A 20,709-nucleotide genomic window follows, 5' to 3' on the forward strand; every position below is an offset into this window, starting at 1 on the left:
GGCGTACCGCCACCGGGGCGTAAGTGCCCGCCAGGCACACCCGGTCACTGGGGAACAACGCGTCGGACCAGGTCCGGCTTCCATTCCACGTATTCCACTTCCGGCCCTCCGACATGACGTGCGTACAGATAGTGGCCTGTGGGTGCGAACGTGGCAGCCTCGGTGATCACGGCTCCGGCCGCAAGCAGGGTCGCTGTCAGATCATCCAGATCGGCTACGACGACCGTCGCGGAGCCGTGCATGTTCTTCGCGCGCTCCTCCGGAGGGCCCGCGAACAGGAGGAAGTCACCGATGCCCACCAATTGCACCTCGCCGTCCGTAAAGTGCCCCTTGCCCACCTCACAAGAAGGCACTTTGAGGTGAGAGAGGAACCGGGAGGCAACCGTGCCCGCCCGCGCCGAGGAAAAGCCGTGGACGCGCCCCCGGCAGATCACTTACTGTGTGGCTCCACGCCCTGAGATGGATGGAAGGAGGCGAGTGCCGTGCGGTTCACACCTTTCCAGCGCTCCCTCTTTCCGCTGTCCCGGCGTGGTTCGTGAGTCCTGACCGGGAGCGCTCCCAGCAGCACGCATCCCGGAGGAATCCATGACCGATCCGGTCATCCACGCGCTCTCCTCGCGCGACGCTCATCTCTTCGACGCGCTCCCCGACCCCCTGGACGCCCGAGAAGCCCATCGGCGTACCCAATTCCGCCCCGACTGGAAGCGCGTCGCCCTGCGCGACGGCGAAGTCGTCGCACGCGGCGCGTGGTGGGGCGGCCCCGACGACTCGGAGCCCGTCAACGTCAACTGGTTCGACGTGGCCGAGGGCGAGGAGGAGGCAGGGGCCGAACTCCTGCGCTCCGCTCCCTGGCAGGTCGAACTCGAGATCAACCTGCCCGGCGACTGGCGGGACAAGCCCGACCTGCGCGCCGCCGCCGGGGCGCGCTTCGCCGCAGCACGAGCCGCGGGGTACGAACTTCTGGTGGAACGCTTCCTGTACCGCTGGACCCCGGAGCGAGGTCTGCCCCAGCGGCCCGGACGCCTGCGCTTCAGCGCCGAACCCGACGACACCGTGTTCTTCGACGCGTTGCGCCGCATCCACTCCGTCACCCTGGACGCCCACGCGCTCAAAGCCATCGAGGAGGGTGGCCCCGACCAGGCCGCCCAGCAGGAACTCGACTTCTTCCACTGGTGCCCCTCCCCACGGGAGTGGTGGCAGACCGCGTACACGCCCGAGGGCGACCTGGCCGGCATCCACATCCCGGCCCACAACCCCTCAGGACCGACCGTCGGCTTCATCGGAGTCGTACCGGAACAGCGCGGTCACGGCTACGCCTACGACCTCCTGGTGGAGTGCGCGCACCTCCTCGTCGAGCACGGCGCGGAGTTCATCAGCGGGGCGACGGACCGGGGCAACTTCCCCATGGCCGCGCACTTCGCCAAGGCCGGCTTCCCTGTCGTCAGGGAACGCATCAACTTCCACCCGACGGGTCGAGCGGCCTAGCAAGCGGCCCAGCGAGGAATAGCGCGCGGTGAGGGGTCCGGTCCGAGAGCAGGGCCGGACCCCTCGTCGGCGAGGACGCCGCACCGCCGTTCACAGCGGCCCGTCGCCGCGAGACCGGCATGATCACGCCGTCGTCCTCACCTGCCACCTCGACCGACCGGAGGGAAGGCGGCCGGATACAGTGCGGTCGACGGCAGCCTGGCTGCTCGACAAGGAGGGGAAGCGTGACCGGCACCAGCGAGACCCGAACCGCCGACAGTGCGGAGCACGAGACCCGGCCGAGCCGACTGCACCGCCTGATGCGCCACCTCCCCCTGATCGCTCCCGTCCTGCTGTGGACCGTGCCCTGCTGGATGCTGTTGCACACCGGCCAGCACTGGCCGCTCCCCGTCACGCTGGCCGGCACCGCGCTGTTCGCCCTCGGCCTGATCGGCATGCCGCTCGCGATGGTGCGCGGCCACGGCCGCCGCCAGCAGGACTGGGCGGCGATCATCGGGGACACCCTGCTCGGCGCCATCTGGACCCTGTTCACCTGGTCCGTTCTCCTCGGCGCCCTGCTGCGGCTCACCCTGGCCGTGACCGGTGTCGGCGACGGCCAGGACCGTGCCAGGGCCGTCACCTGGGCGGCCCTCGGCACCGCCGCCGTGCTGCTCGCCTGGGGGTACGCCGAGGCTCGCCGGGTGCCGCGGGTGCGCCGCCTCGACGTAGAGCTTCCGCGGCTGGGAGCCGGGTTGGACGGTACGCGCGTCGTCCTCATCACCGACACCCACTACGGCCCGCTCGACCGTGCCCGCTGGTCGGCGCGGGTCTGCGAGACGGTCAACACCCTGGAGGCCGACCTGGTCTGCCACACCGGGGACATCGCGGACGGCACGGCCGCACGCCGCCGCGCCCAGGCCGCGCCGCTCGGCACCGTGCGGGCCACCCGGGCCCGGGTCTACGTCACCGGCAACCACGAGTACTACAGCCAGGCCCAGGGCTGGGTCGACCTGATGGACGAGCTGGGCTGGGAGCCGCTGCGCAACCGCCACCTGCTGCTCGAACGCGACGGCGACACCCTCGTGGTCGCCGGCGTGGACGACGTCACGGCCGAGTCCTCCGGCCTGCCCGGCCACCGCGCCCACCTCGCAGGAGCCCTGCACGGCGCCGACCCCGACCACCCCGTCCTGCTCCTGGCCCACCAGCCCAAGTTCATCGACCGGGCGGCGGCCGGCGGCGTCGACCTCCAGCTCTCCGGCCACACCCACGGCGGCCAGATCTGGCCCTTCCACCACCTGGTCCGCATCGACCAGCCCGCACTGGCGGGCCTCAGCCGCCACGGCACCCGCACCCTCCTGTACACCAGCCGCGGCACCGGCTTCTGGGGCCCGCCCTTCCGCGTCTTCGCGCCCAGCGAGATCACCCTGCTCGTACTCCGCTCCCCCCAAGGTCCCACCTCGCCGTAGCGCGGGCCGGGCCGCCGGTTCCGTCAGCGGAGGCCCCGAGGGGCGTGGAAGCGCACCTCGGGGTACCGCGCCGAAGGACCGTCGAGGAGCGGCCTCTCCCGCCCCCGCAGGTGCGTGTCGAGGAACGCGGTGACGTAGGCGCGCACGATCGCGTCGGCGCGGTCGCCGTCGAGGTTCTGCAGGGGGATGTCGTACTGCTCGGCCAGGGGTGCCAGGTCGGTCAAGGAGTTGTGCTCGATGCCGTCGACCGTCAGCCAGCGCTTCCACCCGGTCAGTTCGGTCCAGGTCTCGTCCCAGGTGCCGTCCTTCCCGCCGGGTACGTGACTGGGCCTGCCCAGCATCAGCAGCGGGCGGTCGACGGGGGTGTCGTTGGGGAAGTGGTAGTTGCCGTCCATGTTGACGGCGGCCCTGATCCGGGTGTCGCGCAGGATCGCGGGGATCGTGCTGAAGCCTCCGGCGGAGTGGCCGACCATGGCGACGCGGCGGGTGTCGATCCGGGGGCCGCCCTTCCAGGGCAGGGCCCAGGGCCGGGGCTCGGACGGGTTTCGGCCGGTGGCGTTCGGCGCGGCCCTGCCTGTCAGCTTGTCGAGGACGAAGGTGACGTCTTCCGCGCGGACGGCGCCGACCTTGGGGAAGTTCCTGTCCGCGCACGCCACACAGGACGTGGTGCGTCCGTCGGGGAAGGAGATGCCCTCGGCTTCGTAGTTGTGCCCGACGGCGGCGACGACGTAGCCGCGCGCGGCGAGTTCCTCGGCGAGCCCGGTCAGCGTGGCGCGCGGCATGCCGAAGCCGGGAGAGAGCACGACCAGCGGGAGCCCGCCGGGCGCGGGGACCGGCTCGGCGCCGACCGTCGCGTGCGTGCCCACCTCGCTCAACGCGGTCGGCGGGACCGGTATCCGGTTGGCTGTGACGTACTGCTGGGACTCCTCCGCGGTCATGTACGGCGCGGGCGTGCCCGAGGGCTTCCTCGCCGGGTACCAGACGGACACCATCAGCTCGCGGCGCACCTCGGGCACCCAGGGGTCGGCCCGGTCCTCATCCTTCAGGTGCAGGGTCGTCCGGCCCACCGGCCTGTCGCCCGAAGGCTCGGGCAGGGCCGGTGCGGGCCGGTCCGGTGGCGTGGGCGTGGGCGTGGCGGTGTCCGCGTATGCGACGGTGGTGCTGCCACGCGCGGGGGCACCCCCGGCGGAACTCCCGGCGGAGACACCCCCGGCGGAGACGAGCAGGGCCACGACGGTTGCCGCACCGGCCAGGGGCACACCATGCCTTGCCTTCATGTGGGTCGCTTTCTGTCGGTGGTTCGGTCCGGCACGCGGAACGGCGCGCCGTGACGTTCACAGGCCTTGCACGCTACGAGGCCGACACCGCGCGCGGCGTCGGCCCAGGGGTGACAACTGGCGACCTGTGATGCACCTGTACGGCGACAGCCAGGGGTGACACCGGCTCCTGCCGCCCGGTGCCGACGTCCGGGGGTCAGGACGCCGGTGCCAGCGCGCGCAGCAGCGTCGGCAGGGACCTGTGGAACTCCCTTGCCCAGTAAGGCGGGGAGTGTGTGCCCGTGTAGAAGTGGGTGGTCACCGGGACGCCGACGGTGTGCAGGCGGTCGGCGAGCGCGCGGGACTGACGGGCCATGAGTGACTCGGTCGGGGAGACGGCGTCCTCGGGGAACGGGTCCGCGGGGTCCTCCAGGCCGGGGATCACCGGGTCGGGCTCCCCACCGGGCGGGTCGAGGGGGCCCGCGGTGCCGTCGCCGGCGGAGAGGTGGACGGGGACTCCTCGGAGGCGTTCGGCGAGGTCGTAGGGGTCGTGCGCCCGCCAGTTGGCGCGGTCGATGACCGGATCGCCCCACAGGGCGCGCCAGTCGAGCCCCAGGTACGTCATCGCGGCCCTGATCGCGTGCGGATCCCGCGAGGGTTGCACGAAGCCGCTGTAGCTCGCGACCGCGCGGAACAGTCCGGGGTGACGCGCCGCGTACGACAGGGCGCCGAATCCGCCCTGCGACTCGCCCGCGGCCACACGACGCGTTCCGGCGCCGTGGCCCCGCTCCAGAAGGGGGCGCACCGCGTCCAGGCGGAAGGTCTCGACGGCGGGCGGGCCGCCCTCGCCGCGGTGGAACCAATCGGTGTCGAAGCCGAAGGGCGGCATCTCCGGCATCACGACCAGGACATCGCGCAGCGCGGGCAGCTCCTGGACGCGGGAGGCGTAGTCCTCCGTCCACGCCTTGTGGTTGCCGTCGCCGCCGACCAGGAGGTACAGCACGGGCCAGCGGTCCTGGGGCCGGCGCTGTTCCCAGCCGTCCGGGGTGAGCAGCCGGACCTTCGCGTCGCGTCCCAGCGCGGGCGAGGAGACGGTGAGATCGCGCAGGCGCAGGCCGAGGCGCCGGTCCGCGATCACGCGGGCACCGTCGGGTGCGGCCGTCCGCGCGCTCGTGGGCGCGTGCTCCCCGGCGGCCGGGGCTGCGGCACCGGCCGGGCCGGGCAGGAGAAGGACGACGAGGGGCAACAGGGACAGGAGGGACCTGAGATGAGGCTTCTTGCGCATGATCGTGACCAGTCGGTGGGGGCGGGTGGGTGAGACGGGGCGGGAAGGCCGGGCACCCCGTCCATGCCCTCGACGCCGGGCACGGCAGCGCGGGGTGACATCCGTCGCCGGGAGTCGGGCGCTACTCCCGTGGGAGCAGTCGGCAGCCGCGGTCTTCGCGGCCTTCGCGGTCTTCGCGGGACTGCTGCTGACGGAGGAGCAGACCGCGGCGCGGGCGGCGGTCTGAACCCGGCGGGCCCGGGTGGTGCGAAGCGCCGGTCACCGGCTCGTCGCACCACCCAAGCGTCCGCTCAGGCCGCCCCGACTCCCCCGGTGCACGCCGCCCCGGGCTCGGGTGTCTGCGGACCCTGGACGTACTTGTCCAGGAACTGGTCCACCCGCGGGTCGGACGCCTCGGTGACGGACAGTTGGCGTCCCCACGCGGTGAGCGTGATGGCGCCGCGCTGTTCCGCGACGGGGCTCATCAGCGTGTAGGGCGTCCCGCTGACCTTGTCGCCGAGCCGCTCGATGTCACCGGCGGCGGCCTTGTCGTTGTACGTGATCCAGACGGCGCCGTGTTCGAGGGAGTGCACGGCGTTCTCCTTGCCGACCGGCTTGTCGTACACGTTGCCCTGGCAGTTGACCCAGGCCTGCGCGTGATCGCCGCCGACCGCGGGAGTCATCGGGTAGTCGACCTCCTTGTCCACATGGTTGCGGCCGAGCTTCTCGGCGTCCCAGGTCTTCTCGCCCTTGACCGGGGCCGCCGCCGCGGCGTCCTGCTTCTCCTGCTGGTCGTCGTACGACACCAGTGCGTACGTGCCGAAGCCCACGAGCCCCACGACCACGGCGACGCTCGCCGCGACGGTGAGGATGCGGTTGCGTCGCTCGCGGGCCCGCTCGGCGCGGCGCAGCTCCTGGATGCGGGCCTTGCGCTCGGCGGCGGTCGCGGCGCTCTTGCCCCTCTTGGAGGGCGACTTCGCCGATGGGCGCGTGGACGCCGAGGACTTGGCGGTGGATCTGGGGGACTTCGAAGTGCTCATGGCGTGCGGGTCCTTGTCCCCGCTGTGCCGGGCACAGCGGTGGTCGCGGGTGAGGGAGGGAAGGCAGCGGTACGCGCGCGCCCGTGGCGGGGCGCGCGTGGGCCGCCCTCAGGTCCGCTGCACCTGAAGGACGTGGAGGTCGGGGGCCTGCCGACGTGTGGGTCCGCGCGGCGCGGGCCGTGCGGTCGGGGCGTGCCGGGGCTGCCCGGCGTGCTCGTCGGTGACGGGGGCCGGGGGCTCGGGCGCGGGCAGCGTGAGCGCGGCGTGGTGGGTGACGGCTGCGCAGCGCTCGCTGGGCGGGCAGTCGTGGCCGAGGGCCGGTCCCGTCTCTCGTTCGGGTACGACGGCGGGGCTCGCGACGCCGGGGACGGGCGCCGCCGGGGCGGCGCGGCCGCCGCCGTCCTCATGGTGCGTCAGGGACCCGAAGCACACACAGAGGACGGCCAGGACCGAGGCCAGGGCGCAGGCGAGCACGGCACCGCGGCGGACGGCCCGCGCCGTGCCGTGCCGTGCGTTCCGTGCGCCCAGGGTCATGGCCGCAGATAGTACGTCCCCTTCGTCGTCGCCGGTACGTCGGCTCGGCCGCCGGGGCCGTCACGCGCCGGTCCGCGGGCCACGGCGGAGGGCCGCGCGGAGGGTGTCTCCGCGCGGCCCTCGGGGTGTCGGTGCCTGATGACGGCTTTCAGATGTCAGACGTCCTCGGGCCTGATCCGGCCGCGCCATGCCCCCGATTCCTGCGCGCGGTGTTCGATGTAGTGCTTGAACCGCTGCATGTCGCCCTTGATCCGCCGGTCGATGACGCCGGTGACCTCGGCGGCCTTCTCCGCGAGGCCCTCGTTCTCGACCTCCATCACGAGTTCCACGCGGGTGCGGGACGCGTCCAGGGCCTGGAACCGGACCATGCCCATCTGCTTGATGTCGCCGCTGGTCGTCCGCCAGGCGATGCGTTCGTCCGGGAGCTGGTCGATGATCTCGGTGTCGAACTCCCTGCGCGCACCGGCGACCTTGGTGGTCCAGTGGTTGCGCCGGTCGTCGAGCTGGACGACTTCCTCCACGCCCTCCATGAAGTGGGGGAACTCCTCGAACTGCGTCCACTGGTTGTAGGCGGTGGACGCGGGAACCTCGACGTCCACCGTCTCCGTGACCGTGCTCATCAGCGTGCCTCCTCCGGCCCGCGGGTGCGGGCCTCTCACTTCTCCTTGCGCCGGAACACCAGCCACAGGGCGGTGACTCCGACCGCGGTGGCCAGCAGCAGCCCGCGGTTGTTGCGCGCCGCCTCGGCTCCCTGGCCCGCCTTCTGCCGCAGGAGTTCGGGCGTCTGCTCCTGGAGCTTGTCTCCGGCCTGACTGGCCATCGCCTTGGCCTGGTCCGTGGTGTGGGCGGCCTTGGCCTTCACGTCGGTCGTCGCGGCCGCCAGCGCGTCGACCGTCCTGCCGAGCCCCTGCTTGGTCTCCTCGGCGTGCTTGCGCAGCCGTTCGGGGGCGGCCGGGCTCTTCAAGTGGTGCGTCCGCCGGGTCATGGATCCGTACTCCTTCGGTCTCGGCCACGCCGTCTTTCGATCTCCGTCACTCCGGGTGCCCCCGAGCGGCGATCTCACACAGGCGGCCGCGGATCCCGGCCGTGCCAAGCCGTGGCGCGAGGGGCCTTGACGGCTTTGGCGGCCTTGGCGAGGCGGGCCCACGCGTCCTGGTCGTAGGGGCACCGGGGGCGCAGGTTGACGCGCGCGCTGAGGAGCGTGCGGGCGAGGTCGTGGCGTCCGGCGTGCAGGGCCGACTCGACCAGGGTCTTCTGCACGGCGTCCCGCTGCGCGTGGCTGCCGCCGAAGGTGTGGAGGCGGTGCCGCAGCGGCAGCAGGAGGTCGACCGCGTCGGCGTGGCGCCCCTGTCCGTAGGCCACGAGGGCCCGGCACACCGGAAGCCCGATCTCGGCGGTCATCGCAGCGTTCGAGAGCCCCGGGCGGCCGGAGCCCGCGTCCCGCAGCCAGCCCTCCCGGTCCCGGATGAGCTGTTCGGCATCCGCGATGCGGCCCGCACCGACGTGGGCCATGACGGCGTGGACGTCGTTGAAGGCGTAGTACGCGCCGTCGCCGCGCCGCGCCCAGGCGTCGGCGAGCGCGGGCCAGCGGTCGCCGGTGTCGGTGCCCGCGAGATGGAGCCGCCAGAGCAGGGACGCGGCGTCCAGGAGCTCCATCGCGGCCCCGCCCGAACCCTCGTGGTGCACGGCGGCGTCGTACACCTCGAGGACCTTGTCGGTGTCACCCGTCTCCATGACGTACAGGGCGTAGTGCCACCAGTTGTGCACGTTGAGGTAGTTGCCGGTCGACCAGTCGGCGGAGCGGGCGTCGAGGTAGCGGATGCCGTCCTCGTACCGCCCCTGCATCTCGTAGGCGTGCACGACGGCGTGGATGCCCCAGACGTCGCGTGGATCGCGTTCGACGGCCTCCAGGCCCACGCCCTCGGCCTGCGTGTAGTGCCCGGCCTCCTCGAGGCCGAACGCGTACATGCCCTGGAGCAGGCCGTAGTGCGGGTCGTCGGTGTCCCAGGCGGACAGCGCGCCGCCGACGCGGTCGCGCAGCAGCACGGCGTTGCCGGTGAAGAAGTCGATCTGGTGGCCGACGGCGAGGGCGAGGGCGTCCTTCGGGTGCGCGACGACGAGTTCGGCGAGGACGCGGCCCGCCGCGTGCAGGTCGCCGTCGAGCCAGAGCGACGCGGCCTCGACGTGCATGCGCTCGCGCGGGGTGAGCTCGGCCGCGTGCACGTCCGCGCGGTACGCCTCGAAGGCCGTGGCCGCCTGTGCCGCGTCCTGCTCCTCCGTGCCGAGGAGACCGAGGTACGCGCCGAGGACGTGCCCCATGGCGGAGCGGGGCGATGCGTCGAGTACCGCGCCGGCCTCCGGCACGACCTCCTCGCGGAAGTGGAGCAGGTGGTCGAGCGCCGCCTCGTAGTGCCGCGCGGCGTCGGTGTCGGTGTGGGTCATCGTGTGTGCGTGCCGGTCCGTGACCACTGTGTCCTCCCGACGGGTCGCCTCGTGCCGCAGTGATCTCTGCCCGTCCGCGGCAGGACGGACACCACGGCGGGACCAGGACAACCCCGGCTTCTTCCAGAGGCCCATGAAGAAGGCGCCTGACCGGGGATTTCACCGGTCAGGCGCCGTTCGCTCGATGGCGTCCAAAGGACGTCAGGGAATCTGCTTGCTCACCTCCAGGTCGGCCTCCGGCTTGGTGACCTTGCCTCCGGGCGGGCCCGTGGTGCTGGAGTTGTTGCCGGTGACCGGGTCCTTGGTCGCCGACGACACCGTGGCCGTGTTGTCGAGGTCGTCCCCGTCACCGGTGTAGGTGGCGGCGAGCTTCACCTTGAACACCCAGCTGACCGAGGCGCCGGGCGCCAGGGTCGCGAGCGGCCCGCAGGTGACCGTGCGGCCCGCGGTGCACGGGTCGTCGGAGGAGACGAAGCTCAGCGCCGTGGGCAGGACGTCGGACACCTGGACCTGTTCGGCCTGGGAGGGGCCCTTGTTGGTGACCGTGACCGTGTAGTCGAAGGTCTGGCCGGGGGCGACGGGCTTGTCCGTGGTGGGCTTCTTCACGATCGCGAGGTCGGCGGCGGGCGCCGCGATCGTGCCGTCGGGCGGTCCCGCGGTGTCGGTGTCGTTGTCGCTGCTCGGGTCGATGTTGTCGGCGGTGACATGGGCGGTGTTCTTGATGTCGCTGCCGTCGCCCTGGTAGGCGGGGTCGACCTTCACCGTCAGGGTGTACTCGGCCGTCTCGCCGACCTTGAGCGGGGTGGTGCGCCGGCAGTTCACGGCCTGTCCGGAGACCGTGCAGCCCGCGGGCGACGAGGAGACGTACGACAGGCCCACGGGCAGGTCGTCGGTGAGCTTGACGTTGTAGGCGTCGGCCGACGGGCCCTTGTTGGTGATGGTGATCCTGTAGTCGAAGGTCTCGCCGGGGCGCGGCGCCCGGTCGCCGACGGCGGTCTTGGTCACGGCCAGGTCGGCCGTGGGCTTGTTGACCTTGCTGCCCGGGAGGCCGGCCGCCGCGCTGGTGTTGTTGGCGGGGACGGGGTCCGTCGTGTCCGAGGAGACGGTCGCGGTGTTGCGGATGTCGCTGCCGTCGCCGGTGTACTCCGAGTCGAGCCGGACGGTGAACTTCCACGTCTTCGACGCGCCCGGTTCGAGGACGGCCTGCGGCCCGCAGGTGACGTCCTGGCCGGAGGCGGTGCAGCCGTCCGCCGAGCCCACGAAGGCGAGGCGCGCGGGCAGGGTGTCGGTCGCCTTCGCGTTCAGCGCCCGCGACGGCCCGTCGTTGGTGACGGTCACGGCGTACTCGAAGGTCTCGCCCGGCGCGATGGGCGTGGTGGTCGTGGGCTCCTTGCCCGCCCAGAGGTCGGCCCGGGGCTCGGTGACGCCGCCCGGCGGGAGCACCGCCGTGCTGGTGTTGTTGGTGGGGTCGGGGTCCTTGGAGTCGGACGTCGACGTCGCGGTGTTGCGCAGGTCGGAGCCGTCACTCCGGTAGGCGGCGCTCAGCTTGACCTTGAACGTCCACTTCACGGAGGCGCCGGGGGTGAGCTTCGCGTGCGGGCCGCACGCGACCCGCTGCCCGGACGCCGTGCAGGGGTCGGCCGACGACACGAACGAGATGCCGTCGGGCAGCGTGTCGACGGCGCTCACGTTGCGGGCGTCCGAGAGACCGGCGTTGAAGGCCTCGATCTCGTACTCGTACTCCTCGCCGGGCACGATCGGCCCGGTGCCGAGTGCCGTCTTCACGGTCGAGATGTCCGACTCGGGCGTGAAGGGTCCGGGCGGCGTGACCGGGTCCGGCTTGTTGTTGTCCGGGTCGGGGTCGGTGGCGTCCGACGTGCCCTCCGCGCTGTTGCCGAGGTCCGAGCCGTTGCCCTGGTAGGAGGGGCTCAGCCGGGCGAGGAACGTCCACTTCTTGGTCTGGCCCACGCCGAGCTGCGGCTCGGGACCGCAGGTCACCGTGCGGCCGCTCGCCGAGCAGCCGTCGGCGGACGACACGAACGACATGCCCTCGGGGAGCGTGTCCGACGCCGTCACGTTCCGGGCCACGGAAGGCCCGTTGTTCTTCGCTGTCAGGGTGTACGTGATCAGTCCGCCGGGCGGTGTGTCCGCCCGGTCCGCCGCGGGCAGGGCGCGGCTCAGCTGCGTGCTCACCCGCGGCGCGGAGCCGGAGAGGGCCGCCGCCCGGGCCTGGTCCTGGCCCGACCACTGCGGCAGCGCGCAGACCAGCACGGCGACCGCGGCGCCCACCAGGACGCGTCGGCGATGTCGTGTCGTACTCATCTCACATCGGTTCCGTTCGTGCTCCGGTCGCGTACACCGCTGTACGGACGTGCGAAGGAAGGTGTCCCGCCGGCGCGGCGGGACCCGTCAGGAGGGGGTGTTCTCGGCCTTCTTGCCGAACTCGAGGTCGGCCGTCGGCGGCTTGACCCGGCCGCCCGGCACGGTGGCGCTGCCGCTGTTGTTGCCGGTGTCGGGGTCGGCGGTGTCGGCGTCGGCCGTCGCGACGTTGAGGACGTCCGTGCCGTCGCCGCTGTAGTCCGCGTCCAGCCGCACCCGGAACGTCCACGACGTGGTGGACCCCGGCGTCATGGTCGCGACCGGTCCGCAGGTGACCGTGCGGCCCGACAGGGTGCAGGCGTCGGCGGACGACACATAGGTGAGCGAGGTCGGCAGGGGGTCCGTGACCCGTACGGCGCGCGCGACGGACGGGCCCCTGTTGGTGACCGTCACCCGGTAGAAGAACTCCTCGCCGGGCGCCACCTGCCCGTTGGTCGTCGTGCGCTTGACGGTCACCAGGTCGGCCGCGGGCGCCCGCACCCCGCCCGGGGGCTGGGCGGCGGTGCTGGTGTTGTTGGCGAGGTCGGGGTCGGTGACGTCGTGCGTCACCTTCGCGACGTTGCCGAGGTCGGAGCCGTCGCCCTGGTACGCAGGGTGCAGTTTGACGCGGAACGTCCAGGACACCGAGGCGCTCGCGGCCAGCCTGCCCGCGGCGGGGCAGGTGACGGCCTGCCCGGAGGCCGTACAGCCGTCGCCGGAGGACACGAACGTCAGGCCGGTCGGCAGGGTGTCGGTGACGCGCACGTTGGCGGTGTCGGACGGCCCGTTGTCGCGCACCGTGATCCGGTAGTCGAACTCCTCGCCCGGCCGCACCGGGCCCTGCCCGACCCCGGCCTTGGTCACGGAGGCGTCGGCCCGCGCGGTCACGGTGGTGGAGGCCGTGGCGGAGTTGTCGGCGGGGTCGGTGTCGGTGCGGTTGCCGGGCTCGATGACCGTCGCCGTGTTGGTGAGGGTCGTCGGCTGGGGCGGGGCGGTGCCGGTGACGGTGTAGGTCACGGTGCCGTCGCGCGCGAGGTCGGCGGTGGTGTCGAGGGGCCCGGTCCCGGACGCCCTGCCGCACGCGCTGCCCGAGCTCGCCGAGCAGGTCCAGGTGACGCCGGTGAGTCCGGGCGCCGCGTCCTTCACGGCGGCTCCGGACACGGCGTTGGCGTTGCTGTTCGCGACGGTGACCGTGTACGTGACCGGTCCGGTCCCGGCCGCCACGGTGGCGGGCTTGCCGGACTTGGTGACCGACAGGTCCGCCGGGACGTTGATCTTGAGGTCGCCGATCTCGTGGTTGTTCGTGGCGCCGCCGGTGCCCGCGGCGAAGCCGACGCGCAGGGTGGACGGCAGCGACGGCTGGCCGCTCACCGTCGACACGTCGAAGTCGCTGATGACCTTGGTGGAGGTGGTGCCGGGTCCGGAGTCGGACCAGACCGACACGAGGAGCTTGCCGCCGCTGGGCTGCACGGTGACACGCACGGTGCGGAAGTTGGTGCGGCTGCCCGTCTCGACGGTGCCGCCGGGGCCCCCGGCGGAGGTGCCGAAGCGGTAGCCGGTGGTGCCGTTGCCCCCGCCGCGCAGCACGATCCTGTTGGCCTGGGTGCCGGGTCCGCTCGCGCCGGTCGAGTTGGCCGAGAAGTTGCCGAACTCGTCGATGCCGACGCCGAGGAACGCGCCGGGCACGCCGCTGCTGGTGCAGCGCGTCGCGATACCTGCGCAGGCGTACCCGAGGGCGCCGCCGGTCGCGCCGGTCCCGATCGACGCCGAGCCGTCGGCGAGGAAGAACGCCAGTCCGTCGCCCCGCTTGCCGTCGAAGGTACTGCCGCCGTAGGTGGCGTACGTGAACTCCGCGACGATGCCGAGGCTGGTGGAGAACGAGTCCTTCATCTGCCACGAACCGGCCCTGGTCGCCGTGGCCGGCGTCAGGCGCAGCCAGCCGTCCTGGTAGCTGGCGCTGCCCGTGGCGGTGCCCAGGTCGTTGCCGTTGTCGAAGCTCTCGTGGACCGGGAAGGACACCTCCGCGGCCGAGGCCGCCGGTGCGAGGAGTCCGCAGAGCAGGGCGCCGAGCGCGAGCAGCAGGGCGGCGAGCCGCCGTGGGCCGGCCGGGTGCCGGGATGCCGTCATCGCCGCGGCCCCTCTCCCGCCCCGCGGCGCCTGGCCGCGATCACCAGGAGGCCGCCGCAGGTCACCGCGGCGCCCGCGACCCAGCCCAGCCAGGCGGGCACGTCACCGCCGGTGTCCGGCAGTTCGCCGTGGTCGCCGGTCCTGACGTACACCGTGTGCGGCGGGTTCTGGTTGTCGCTCGGGTCCGGGTCCTTCGTCGTGGAGGTCACCGTGGCGACGTTCTCGATCCTGCCGAGGTGACGGGTCTGCGCGGTCGCCACCCGGACGGTGAGCGCGTACGAGACCGAAGCGCCCGGCGCGAGCCGGTCGGGCCCCGCGCAGACGACGAGGCGTCCGCCGTCGTCCGGGGCGCAGCCGTCCGGGGAGCCGACGAAGCGCAGGCCCGCGGGCAGCGGGTCGGTCACCCGCAGTCCGCGCGCCGTGCCGGGACCGTGGTTGCGCACGGTGATCCGGTACGTGAAGGTCTCGCCGGGCCTGACCCAGGAGCGGCCGCCGGGCAGTTCGGCGGTCTTGCTCAGCGCGAGGTCGGCGCGGCCCCAGTCCGGCGGGACGGGCAGGCCGGTCACGGACGCCGTGTTGTTGCTCGCGTCGGGGTCGCGGGTCTGCGAGGACACCGAGGCGAGGTTCACGATGTCGCGGCCGTCGCCCTCGTAGTCGTCGGCGAGGCGTACGGTCACGACCCAGGTGTGGGACGCGCCGACGGCGAGCCGGGGCAGCGGGCCGCAGGTGACGGTCCGTCCGCTCGCGGTGCAGCCGTCCGCGGACGACACGAAGACGAGGGAGTCCGGCAACCGGTCCTTGACCGTGACGCCGACGGCCTGCGAGGGGCCGTGGTTGACGGCGGTGATGCGGTAGTCGTACGCGCCGTCCGGCGCCCTCGCCGGGACCGCGGCGCGCCGTGCCGGTCCCGCCCCGGGGCGCGTCCGGACCTCCAGGTCGGCCCTGGCGGCGGCCGTCGGACGGCCGCGGTGCCCCCGGGCCTCCGGGGACGGCGACGACGAGGCGGACGCCGGTGGGGCGGTGCGCCTGGGCTCCGCCTTGTCGCGCGGGGCGGGCGGGGGTGGGCTCGGCTGGGCGGGGGTGGCGGGCGGGGTGGCCGAGGGAGGTGTGGTCGGCCGGGGTGACGGGGTGGTCGTCGGGGCCGTGAGCCGTCGGCTCGGCGGGGTGGCCGAAGGGTCCGCGACCTCCCGGGCTGAAGAGGTCCCCGTCGGGACCGCCGTCGGCCGGGCCGACGCGGCATCACGGGGCAGCCTCTGCGGCCCCCGCTGCGGCGTGCCCGCGCGGGGCGCCGAGGCCGAGGGCACCGGCGTGCCCGAGGGCGTTCCCGAGGCCGATGCCGTCGGCGCCGGGGAGCCGGACGCCGGCCCCGAGGGCGACGGCGACACCTCGGCGACGGCCGAGCCGGACACCGGCCCCGCGGCCGGGGCGGGTGCCGGGCTCGTTGACGACGGCGCCGACGGCGATGACGGCGATGACGACGGCGACGGAGCCGGGGCCGGCCGGGCTGCGAGGGCAGCCGCCGTGACCGCCGCCGCGGGCGGCGCGACCAGAGCCGCGGCACCGGCTGCGAGGGCCACCGCGCCGCGCGGCCAACGGCGTGCGGCCGCACGCCGCCTGAGCTTGTGTCGCATCGAGGGACCCCTTCGCATCGGGCACGCCGAAGCGGCACCGTTCCGGGCCGGTCCGAATCCGGTCCGGCCAAAACTCATGATCTGTTTATCCGACTTCTGCCGATTTGAGATGATCATGAGGCGCGAACGAGTGAGAAGGGGGCACCGAACAGCCCAGCGCGAGCGCCACCGCGGCGTTCCGCCCGTCGGGATCCGGACCGCACCGCGCCCCCGACATCGTTGTCGAGGGCGCGGCTTGCGCGGTCGTTCCCCTAAGGGACGCGGTGTACCCGCAGGGCGCGGCGCACGCCGGAGCGTGCGGTCGCCCTACGGCGTGTAGACGGCGTCACTGCCGTACAGCTCCCTGGTGAACGCGGAGACGTCGGCGCTGCGGTCGGCGCCGTTGAGGTTGTACGTCAGATAGACGCCGTACCCCTCGCTGACGGTGCGGCGGGCGAGGTTCGCGGCCGTGCTCTGCGAGGTCCGGCCGATCTCCACGGCCGCCGGCGAGAGCTTCGACTTGGGCAGGGCGATGCCGGGGACCTGCCAGGTGCCGTAGTACGGGTTCCAGGCGTAGTCGAACTTGGACGAGATGTTGACGCCGCCATAGGAGAGACGCGAGGCGGCCGGGCCGATGTTGTAGAGGCTGATGATCTTGTTCGGCATGTTCGCGCGCAGCGCCGTCACCAGGTGCACGAACGAGCTGGCGTTGGGCTGCCCCGTGCCGTTGTTGCCGTACTCGGCGTACTCGTCGTCGAAGTCGATGCCGTCGAGGCCGTACTTGGTCACGGTGTCCGACAGCTGCTTCGCGAACGCCGAAGCCGCTTGCTGGTTCGGGAAGTTGGCGAAGCCCGCGCCCTGGTGGTTGCCGAGCACCGACAGGACGACCTTGATGCCCTTCTGCTGCAACGGCCGTATCTGCGTCGCGGCGTTGTCGAGGACGCGCTGGACGTTCTCGTTGAAGTGCAGGTAGGCCGACTTCTTGGTCGTGTCGTAGTTGATGTTCGCCGCGAAGATCACGGCCACGTCGAAGACGTTGCCGCCGCCCTTGGCGAGGGTGTACTTGCCGACGTTCAGCATGCTGTTGTCGTTCACCTCGACGTACGCCACCGAGGTCGGCCCCTGTTTCGCGGGAGCCGGAGCGGGGGCCGCCGCCGCGCCGGTCGAGGTGGTCGCGCCGAAGGCGAGGGCCGCGACTGCCGAGAGCGCGAGCGCGGCCGTCCGCGCCCTGCTCCGTACCAGTGTGAACATCGTTGATCGGTCTCCCATCGCATGGGTCGGCGCCCGACCTGTTCGAAAGCGCCGAGTGAGCGCTCCGAGTTTTCCGCTCCTGTGACCGAATCCCAAGAATCGAACGCAATCTCTTCACGACTCCCACGCACGTCGTGTCGCACCAGCCGCGCCCACGCAAGGGAGTTCCGGCTGCCGCCCATCCCCTTGCGCGAACCCGGCACCAACCTCCGGTGAACTCCGTACAACCAGCTCCGCCCCACGACGGTCAGACCAGGCACAGCCGCATCCCGTCGACCGAGTGGGGGCCTCCGTGCCGCACAGCCGCCGCATCCTGACGTTCGCCATCGCAGCCGCCGCAGCCACCGCCGGGGTCGTGCTCCCCTCCGGCACAGCCGCTGCCGCACCCCGCGCCACCACGAGCGACTTCAACGGCGACGGCTTCGCGGACCTCGCCGTCGGCGTCCCGGACGGGACCGTCGGCGACCGGGCGAAGGCCGGGTACGTGAACGTCGTCTGGGGCGGCCCGAGGGGCGTCGGTGCCCACGGAAGTATCCGGGTCACGCAGGCGACGCCCGAGGTTCCCGGCACGCCGGAGGCGGGCGACCGCTTCGGCGCGTCCGTGACCCTGACGGACCTCAACGGCGACGGCATCGCCGAACTGCTCGCGGGCGCCCCCGGCGAGGACGTCACCGACCGCGGTACGGACGCGGGCATGGTCACCGTCGTGGGCGGCTCGACGAGCGGGCCCGGACCGGGGTCGACGGTCCTGACCGGGCCCGCGCCGTCGGCCGCGTACGGCACGTCGGTCGTGGCGGCCGACCTGACCGGCGGCGGCAACAAGACGATCGTGGTCGGCGGCACGGACAAGGTCGTCGCCCGGGTCATCGTGGGCGAGGACAGCATGGTCACCACCGTCGTCGCCGCCCCCATGGGCGGTCGCGCCCCCGTCCTCGCCACCGGCGACTTCGACAGCGACGGCACCGCGGACCTGGCCGTGGCGTACTGGACGGCGGGCGTCCCCAGCACGCAGTCCCACGTGCGCCTGTGGAAGTGGGACGCCGACCGGACCGAGATGGCCAACTTCTGGAACACGGACAACGCCGGTGTGACCGCCCTGGCCGCAGGCGACTTCGACGGCGACGGCCACGACGACCTGGCGCTCGGCGAGTGCCGTGAGATCGCCGACGAGAACATCGACGACCCGTGCGGCCCCGAGCGGCTCGCCAAGGGCGGCGGCGTCCACGTCCACTACGGAAGCCCCGCGAGCGGATCGTTCGGCACCCGCGCCCAGACGCTCAATCAGGACACCGCGGGCGTCCCGGGATTGGCCGAGAACGGCGACCGCTTCGGCGCCGCCCTCGCCGTCGGCGACGTGAACCGCGACGGCCGCGACGACCTGATCGCGGGTGCTCCCGGCGAGGCCGTCGGAAGCAAGGCGAGGGCGGGCGCGGCCTGGCTGCTCCGGGGCGGCGCCCGGGGTCTGCTCGACGCCAGGGGCACTGCCGCGTCCGTCGCCTGGAACCAGGACACGGCGGGTGTCCCGGGTGTCGCCGAGGCGGGCGACGCCTTCGGCGCGGCGGTCGCCACGGGCGACCACGACGCCGACCGCACACCGGACGTCACGGTCGGATCCCCCGGCGAGAACGCCTCCCTGGGCGCCGCGTGGCTCCTGCCCAAGGGCTCGGCCGGCGGCTCCCTGGCCTTCTCCCCCCGGACGCTCGGCCTCCCCCACCTCGCCACGGCCCAGAAGTACGGCAAGCCGCTGCACAGCCGCTGAACCGTCCCCACGGAGGTCGGAACCACTCGAAATGGGCCTCAAGAGGCCCTGAGATCGGTCAAGTTGCGTGCATCGGAACGGCTTGAAGTGGTCGGTGCCCGGACGTAGATCGAAGTCCATCGTCGCAGGTCAAGCGGCATGGCCTTGTCGTGCGGGCACCCCTGCGGGGCCACCGATTGGTGAATCCCTTCTCAAAGCTTGGGCACGAATTGCACACACCCCCTCTACAACCTGACCCCCATGGTCTAAATTGACCGTGCTTCAGCTGTTCGGAGACGAAGCGACCGTTAATGATCTATGGATCCGGCGCCATGCACAGCCAGCAGTAGCGTCCCCGGTGCCAGGCCGGGGGCGGTCAGACATCGGGGCCCGACAGGGGGGCCCGGGTGCGGGGAGCACCCGGGGTTTCGACGGGCCCGGCACGTCTCGGAAGTGCGGCAGGGGCCCCAACTCCCCTGCCGCCGGGGTGAGTTGTTCACGTAGCGCTGAGGCAGCCGGATTTGTCATGCGCAGGAGGCGGGGGCCTCTTGCGGCGAGGAACAGCGCGGCGCCGGGGGCGAGACCTCCCGGGGGGATGAACAGGGGAGCAGGCAACACGTCGAGCCACTGGCGCAACCTGGGGGGGTTCTGTGCAGCAGGGGGAATTAGTCAACCCGTTTCCGTCGACGCGCGGGCGTCTGACGAACGGGGCAAGCAGCCAGCCCGCGAGTGATTGGGAGCAGCGGTACCGCCGTGCCGTGATCACCAGCGACACGGTGGCCACCGCCTTCGTGGTGGCGGCGATCGGGGGCTTCTTCGGGGTCCGGGACGCGGCCAACTGGCATGAGAACTGGGCGTTTCTCGCCTTCGGCACCGAGTTGCTGATCCTCGGGTCGCTCGGTGTGAGCCGCTCGTGGGCCCCGGCCGTACTCGGCCAGGGAGCCGAGGAGTTCCGCCGGCTCGGACGGTCCCTGTTCACGGCGGCCGTCGTACTGGCCCTCGGCGGGATCGCCCTCACCTCGCGCAACATCAAACTCTGGATCTTCGTCGCGATCCCCGCGATCGCGCTCGTCACCATGACCGCGCGCTATGTGCTGCGCCTGTGGCTGCACAAACAGCGCAAGGAGGGGCGGTGCCTGAGACCGGTGCTCGCCGCCGGGAGCCCGGCCACCGTGCGCGATCTGATCACCCGGGCCCGCAAGTTCCCGCACCTCGGCTGGCGTGTGGAGGCGGTGTGCACGACCGACGGTCACGGGCTCGACGGTGACCATCTGGACGGGGTGCCGGTCGTCGGCGAACTGTCGGACGTCGCGGGCCATGTCCGCCGCGACGGCTACCGCGTCGTCGCGGTCACCCCGGACCCGCACTGGTCACCGGACCGGCTGCAGCGCCTCGCCTGGAACCTGGAGGGCAGCGACGCCGACATGGTCGTGGCCCCCGTCCTGATGGAGGTGGCCGGACCCCGGCTGCACGTCGACGCGGTGCTCGGCATCCCGCTCCTGCGGGTCAGCATGCCGACCTTCACCGGGGGCAGGCGGGCGGTCAAGGCGGTCGTCGACCGGATGAGCGCGGTGATCCTGCTGGTCCTGTTCGCGCCGCTGATGATGTTCGTCGGACTGCTCGTCCTCGCGGACAGCCGGGGCGGGGCGTTCTACCGCCAGCGCCGGGTCGGCAAGGACGGCCGCGAGTTCACCATCTACAAGTTCCGCACGATGGTCACCGGGGCCGACGGGGCGCGGGCCGCGCTCGCCGAACTCAACGAGGGCGCGGGCCTGTTGTTCAAGCTCCGCCGGGATCCGCGGGTGACCCGGGTGGGAGCGGTGCTCCGGCGGTACTCGATCGACGAACTCCCGCAGCTTTTCAACGTACTCACCGGATCGATGTCGCTCGTCGGTCCGCGGCCCCCGCTGCCGGAGGAGTCCGCGGCGTACGGCCCGGACATCCGGCGGCGCCTGCTGGTCAAGCCCGGCCTCACCGGCCTGTGGCAGATCAGCGGACGCAGCGACCTGCCGTGGGAGGAGGCCGTGCGGCTCGATCTGCGGTACGTGGAGGACTGGTCGCTCGCCCTGGACACAGTGATCTTGTGGAAGACGCTGCGTGCGGTGCTCCAGGGGCAGGGGGCCTATTGATACCCGGGGGGCGTCGTCCGACCGGCGAAC

Annotated in this window: 17 protein-coding genes; 4 read left to right on the forward strand and 13 right to left on the reverse strand. The window is 72.6% G+C overall.

Annotated features, from left to right (window positions below; all coding sequences use genetic code 11):
* Window positions 1-44: 44 nt before the first annotated feature.
* Window positions 45-299 (reverse strand): hypothetical protein, encoded by a 255-nt coding sequence (locus AB6L24_RS02945; protein ID WP_405651741.1) that lies wholly within the window; start codon window positions 297-299, stop codon window positions 45-47.
* 286 nt (window positions 300-585) lie between these two features.
* On the opposite strand from AB6L24_RS02945, the gene AB6L24_RS02950 reads away from it, so the two are divergent.
* Together AB6L24_RS02950 and AB6L24_RS02955 are read left to right on the forward strand one after the other, a co-directional pair.
* Window positions 586-1,485 (forward strand): GNAT family N-acetyltransferase, encoded by a 900-nt coding sequence (locus tag AB6L24_RS02950; RefSeq protein WP_405651744.1) that lies wholly within the window; start codon window positions 586-588, stop codon window positions 1,483-1,485.
* A gap of 224 nt (window positions 1,486-1,709) precedes the next feature.
* Window positions 1,710-2,930, forward strand: a complete 1,221-nt coding sequence (locus AB6L24_RS02955; RefSeq protein ID WP_405651746.1) for a metallophosphoesterase — start codon at window positions 1,710-1,712, stop codon at window positions 2,928-2,930.
* A gap of 23 nt (window positions 2,931-2,953) precedes the next feature.
* On the opposite strand, the gene AB6L24_RS02960 is transcribed toward AB6L24_RS02955, so the two are convergent.
* The 12 genes from AB6L24_RS02960 to AB6L24_RS03015 form a co-directional block, all read right to left on the reverse strand.
* Window positions 2,954-4,207, reverse strand: a complete 1,254-nt coding sequence (locus AB6L24_RS02960; protein WP_405651749.1) for an alpha/beta hydrolase family protein — start codon at window positions 4,205-4,207, stop codon at window positions 2,954-2,956.
* Window positions 4,208-4,403: 196 nt separating this feature from the next.
* Complete coding sequence (locus tag AB6L24_RS02965) at window positions 4,404-5,471, reverse strand: alpha/beta hydrolase (protein ID WP_405651752.1); 1,068 nt, start codon at window positions 5,469-5,471, stop codon at window positions 4,404-4,406.
* 290 nt (window positions 5,472-5,761) lie between these two features.
* A complete protein-coding gene (locus tag AB6L24_RS02970) occupies window positions 5,762-6,490 on the reverse strand; it encodes a DUF3105 domain-containing protein (RefSeq protein ID WP_405651754.1) in 729 nt (242 codons plus the stop codon).
* Window positions 6,491-6,598: 108 nt separating this feature from the next.
* Window positions 6,599-7,024, reverse strand: a complete 426-nt coding sequence (locus AB6L24_RS02975) for a hypothetical protein (RefSeq protein ID WP_405651757.1) — start codon at window positions 7,022-7,024, stop codon at window positions 6,599-6,601.
* Between the two features lie 155 nt (window positions 7,025-7,179).
* Window positions 7,180-7,644 carry an SRPBCC family protein gene (locus AB6L24_RS02980; protein ID WP_380844275.1) on the reverse strand — a complete coding sequence of 155 codons (465 nt, stop codon included), beginning with the start codon at window positions 7,642-7,644 and terminating at the stop codon, window positions 7,180-7,182.
* Between the two features lie 35 nt (window positions 7,645-7,679).
* Window positions 7,680-8,009, reverse strand: coding sequence for a hypothetical protein (locus AB6L24_RS02985; protein WP_405651760.1), 330 nt, complete (start codon window positions 8,007-8,009; stop codon window positions 7,680-7,682).
* A 74-nt stretch (window positions 8,010-8,083) separates the two neighbouring features.
* A complete protein-coding gene (locus tag AB6L24_RS02990; RefSeq protein WP_405651762.1) occupies window positions 8,084-9,466 on the reverse strand; it encodes a tetratricopeptide repeat protein in 1,383 nt (460 codons plus the stop codon).
* A 201-nt stretch (window positions 9,467-9,667) separates the two neighbouring features.
* The gene (locus AB6L24_RS02995; RefSeq protein WP_405651764.1) at window positions 9,668-11,788 is read right to left on the reverse strand and encodes an isopeptide-forming domain-containing fimbrial protein; all 2,121 of its coding nucleotides are present in this window, start codon (window positions 11,786-11,788) and stop codon (window positions 9,668-9,670) included.
* A gap of 87 nt (window positions 11,789-11,875) precedes the next feature.
* Window positions 11,876-13,951: a hypothetical protein gene (locus AB6L24_RS03000; RefSeq protein ID WP_405651766.1), complete on the reverse strand. Its 2,076-nt coding sequence runs from the start codon at window positions 13,949-13,951 to the stop codon at window positions 11,876-11,878.
* Window positions 13,948-15,255 (reverse strand): DUF11 domain-containing protein, encoded by a 1,308-nt coding sequence (locus tag AB6L24_RS03005; protein WP_405651768.1) that lies wholly within the window; start codon window positions 15,253-15,255, stop codon window positions 13,948-13,950. The genes AB6L24_RS03000 and AB6L24_RS03005 overlap by 4 nt, the downstream gene beginning before the upstream one ends.
* Complete coding sequence (locus AB6L24_RS03010; RefSeq protein ID WP_405651770.1) at window positions 15,191-15,607, reverse strand: hypothetical protein; 417 nt, start codon at window positions 15,605-15,607, stop codon at window positions 15,191-15,193. The genes AB6L24_RS03005 and AB6L24_RS03010 overlap by 65 nt, the downstream gene beginning before the upstream one ends.
* 281 nt (window positions 15,608-15,888) lie before the next feature.
* Window positions 15,889-16,812: an endo-beta-N-acetylglucosaminidase H gene (locus AB6L24_RS03015; RefSeq protein WP_405651772.1), complete on the reverse strand. Its 924-nt coding sequence runs from the start codon at window positions 16,810-16,812 to the stop codon at window positions 15,889-15,891.
* Between the two features lie 280 nt (window positions 16,813-17,092).
* Between AB6L24_RS03015 and AB6L24_RS03020 the strand changes: the two genes are divergently transcribed.
* Window positions 17,093-18,571, forward strand: coding sequence for an FG-GAP-like repeat-containing protein (locus AB6L24_RS03020; RefSeq protein WP_405651774.1), 1,479 nt, complete (start codon window positions 17,093-17,095; stop codon window positions 18,569-18,571).
* A 629-nt stretch (window positions 18,572-19,200) separates the two neighbouring features.
* On the forward strand, window positions 19,201-20,679 hold the full coding sequence (locus tag AB6L24_RS03025) for a sugar transferase (protein WP_405651776.1): 1,479 nt from the start codon (window positions 19,201-19,203) through the stop codon (window positions 20,677-20,679).
* The last annotated feature ends 30 nt before the right edge of the window (window positions 20,680-20,709 follow it).

It is taken from the genome of Streptomyces sp. RK9 (assembly GCF_045070545.1).
In the GTDB taxonomy this organism is placed as follows: Bacteria; Actinomycetota; Actinomycetes; order Streptomycetales; family Streptomycetaceae; genus Streptomyces; species Streptomyces alboflavus.

Coding starts and splice junctions, on each gene's coding strand:
- AB6L24_RS02950 (WP_405651744.1), top strand. CDS start 586: ATGACCGATCCGGTCATCCACGCGCTCTCCTCGCGCGACGCTCATCTC.
- AB6L24_RS02960 (WP_405651749.1), bottom strand. CDS start 4,207: ATGAAGGCAAGGCATGGTGTGCCCCTGGCCGGTGCGGCAACCGTCGTG.
- AB6L24_RS02965 (WP_405651752.1), bottom strand. CDS start 5,471: ATGCGCAAGAAGCCTCATCTCAGGTCCCTCCTGTCCCTGTTGCCCCTC.
- AB6L24_RS02970 (WP_405651754.1), bottom strand. CDS start 6,490: ATGAGCACTTCGAAGTCCCCCAGATCCACCGCCAAGTCCTCGGCGTCC.
- AB6L24_RS02975 (WP_405651757.1), bottom strand. CDS start 7,024: ATGACCCTGGGCGCACGGAACGCACGGCACGGCACGGCGCGGGCCGTC.
- AB6L24_RS02980 (WP_380844275.1), bottom strand. CDS start 7,644: ATGAGCACGGTCACGGAGACGGTGGACGTCGAGGTTCCCGCGTCCACC.
- AB6L24_RS02985 (WP_405651760.1), bottom strand. CDS start 8,009: ATGACCCGGCGGACGCACCACTTGAAGAGCCCGGCCGCCCCCGAACGG.
- AB6L24_RS02990 (WP_405651762.1), bottom strand. CDS start 9,466: ATGACCCACACCGACACCGACGCCGCGCGGCACTACGAGGCGGCGCTC.
- AB6L24_RS02995 (WP_405651764.1), bottom strand. CDS start 11,788: ATGAGTACGACACGACATCGCCGACGCGTCCTGGTGGGCGCCGCGGTC.
- AB6L24_RS03000 (WP_405651766.1), bottom strand. CDS start 13,951: ATGACGGCATCCCGGCACCCGGCCGGCCCACGGCGGCTCGCCGCCCTG.
- AB6L24_RS03015 (WP_405651772.1), bottom strand. CDS start 16,812: ATGTTCACACTGGTACGGAGCAGGGCGCGGACGGCCGCGCTCGCGCTC.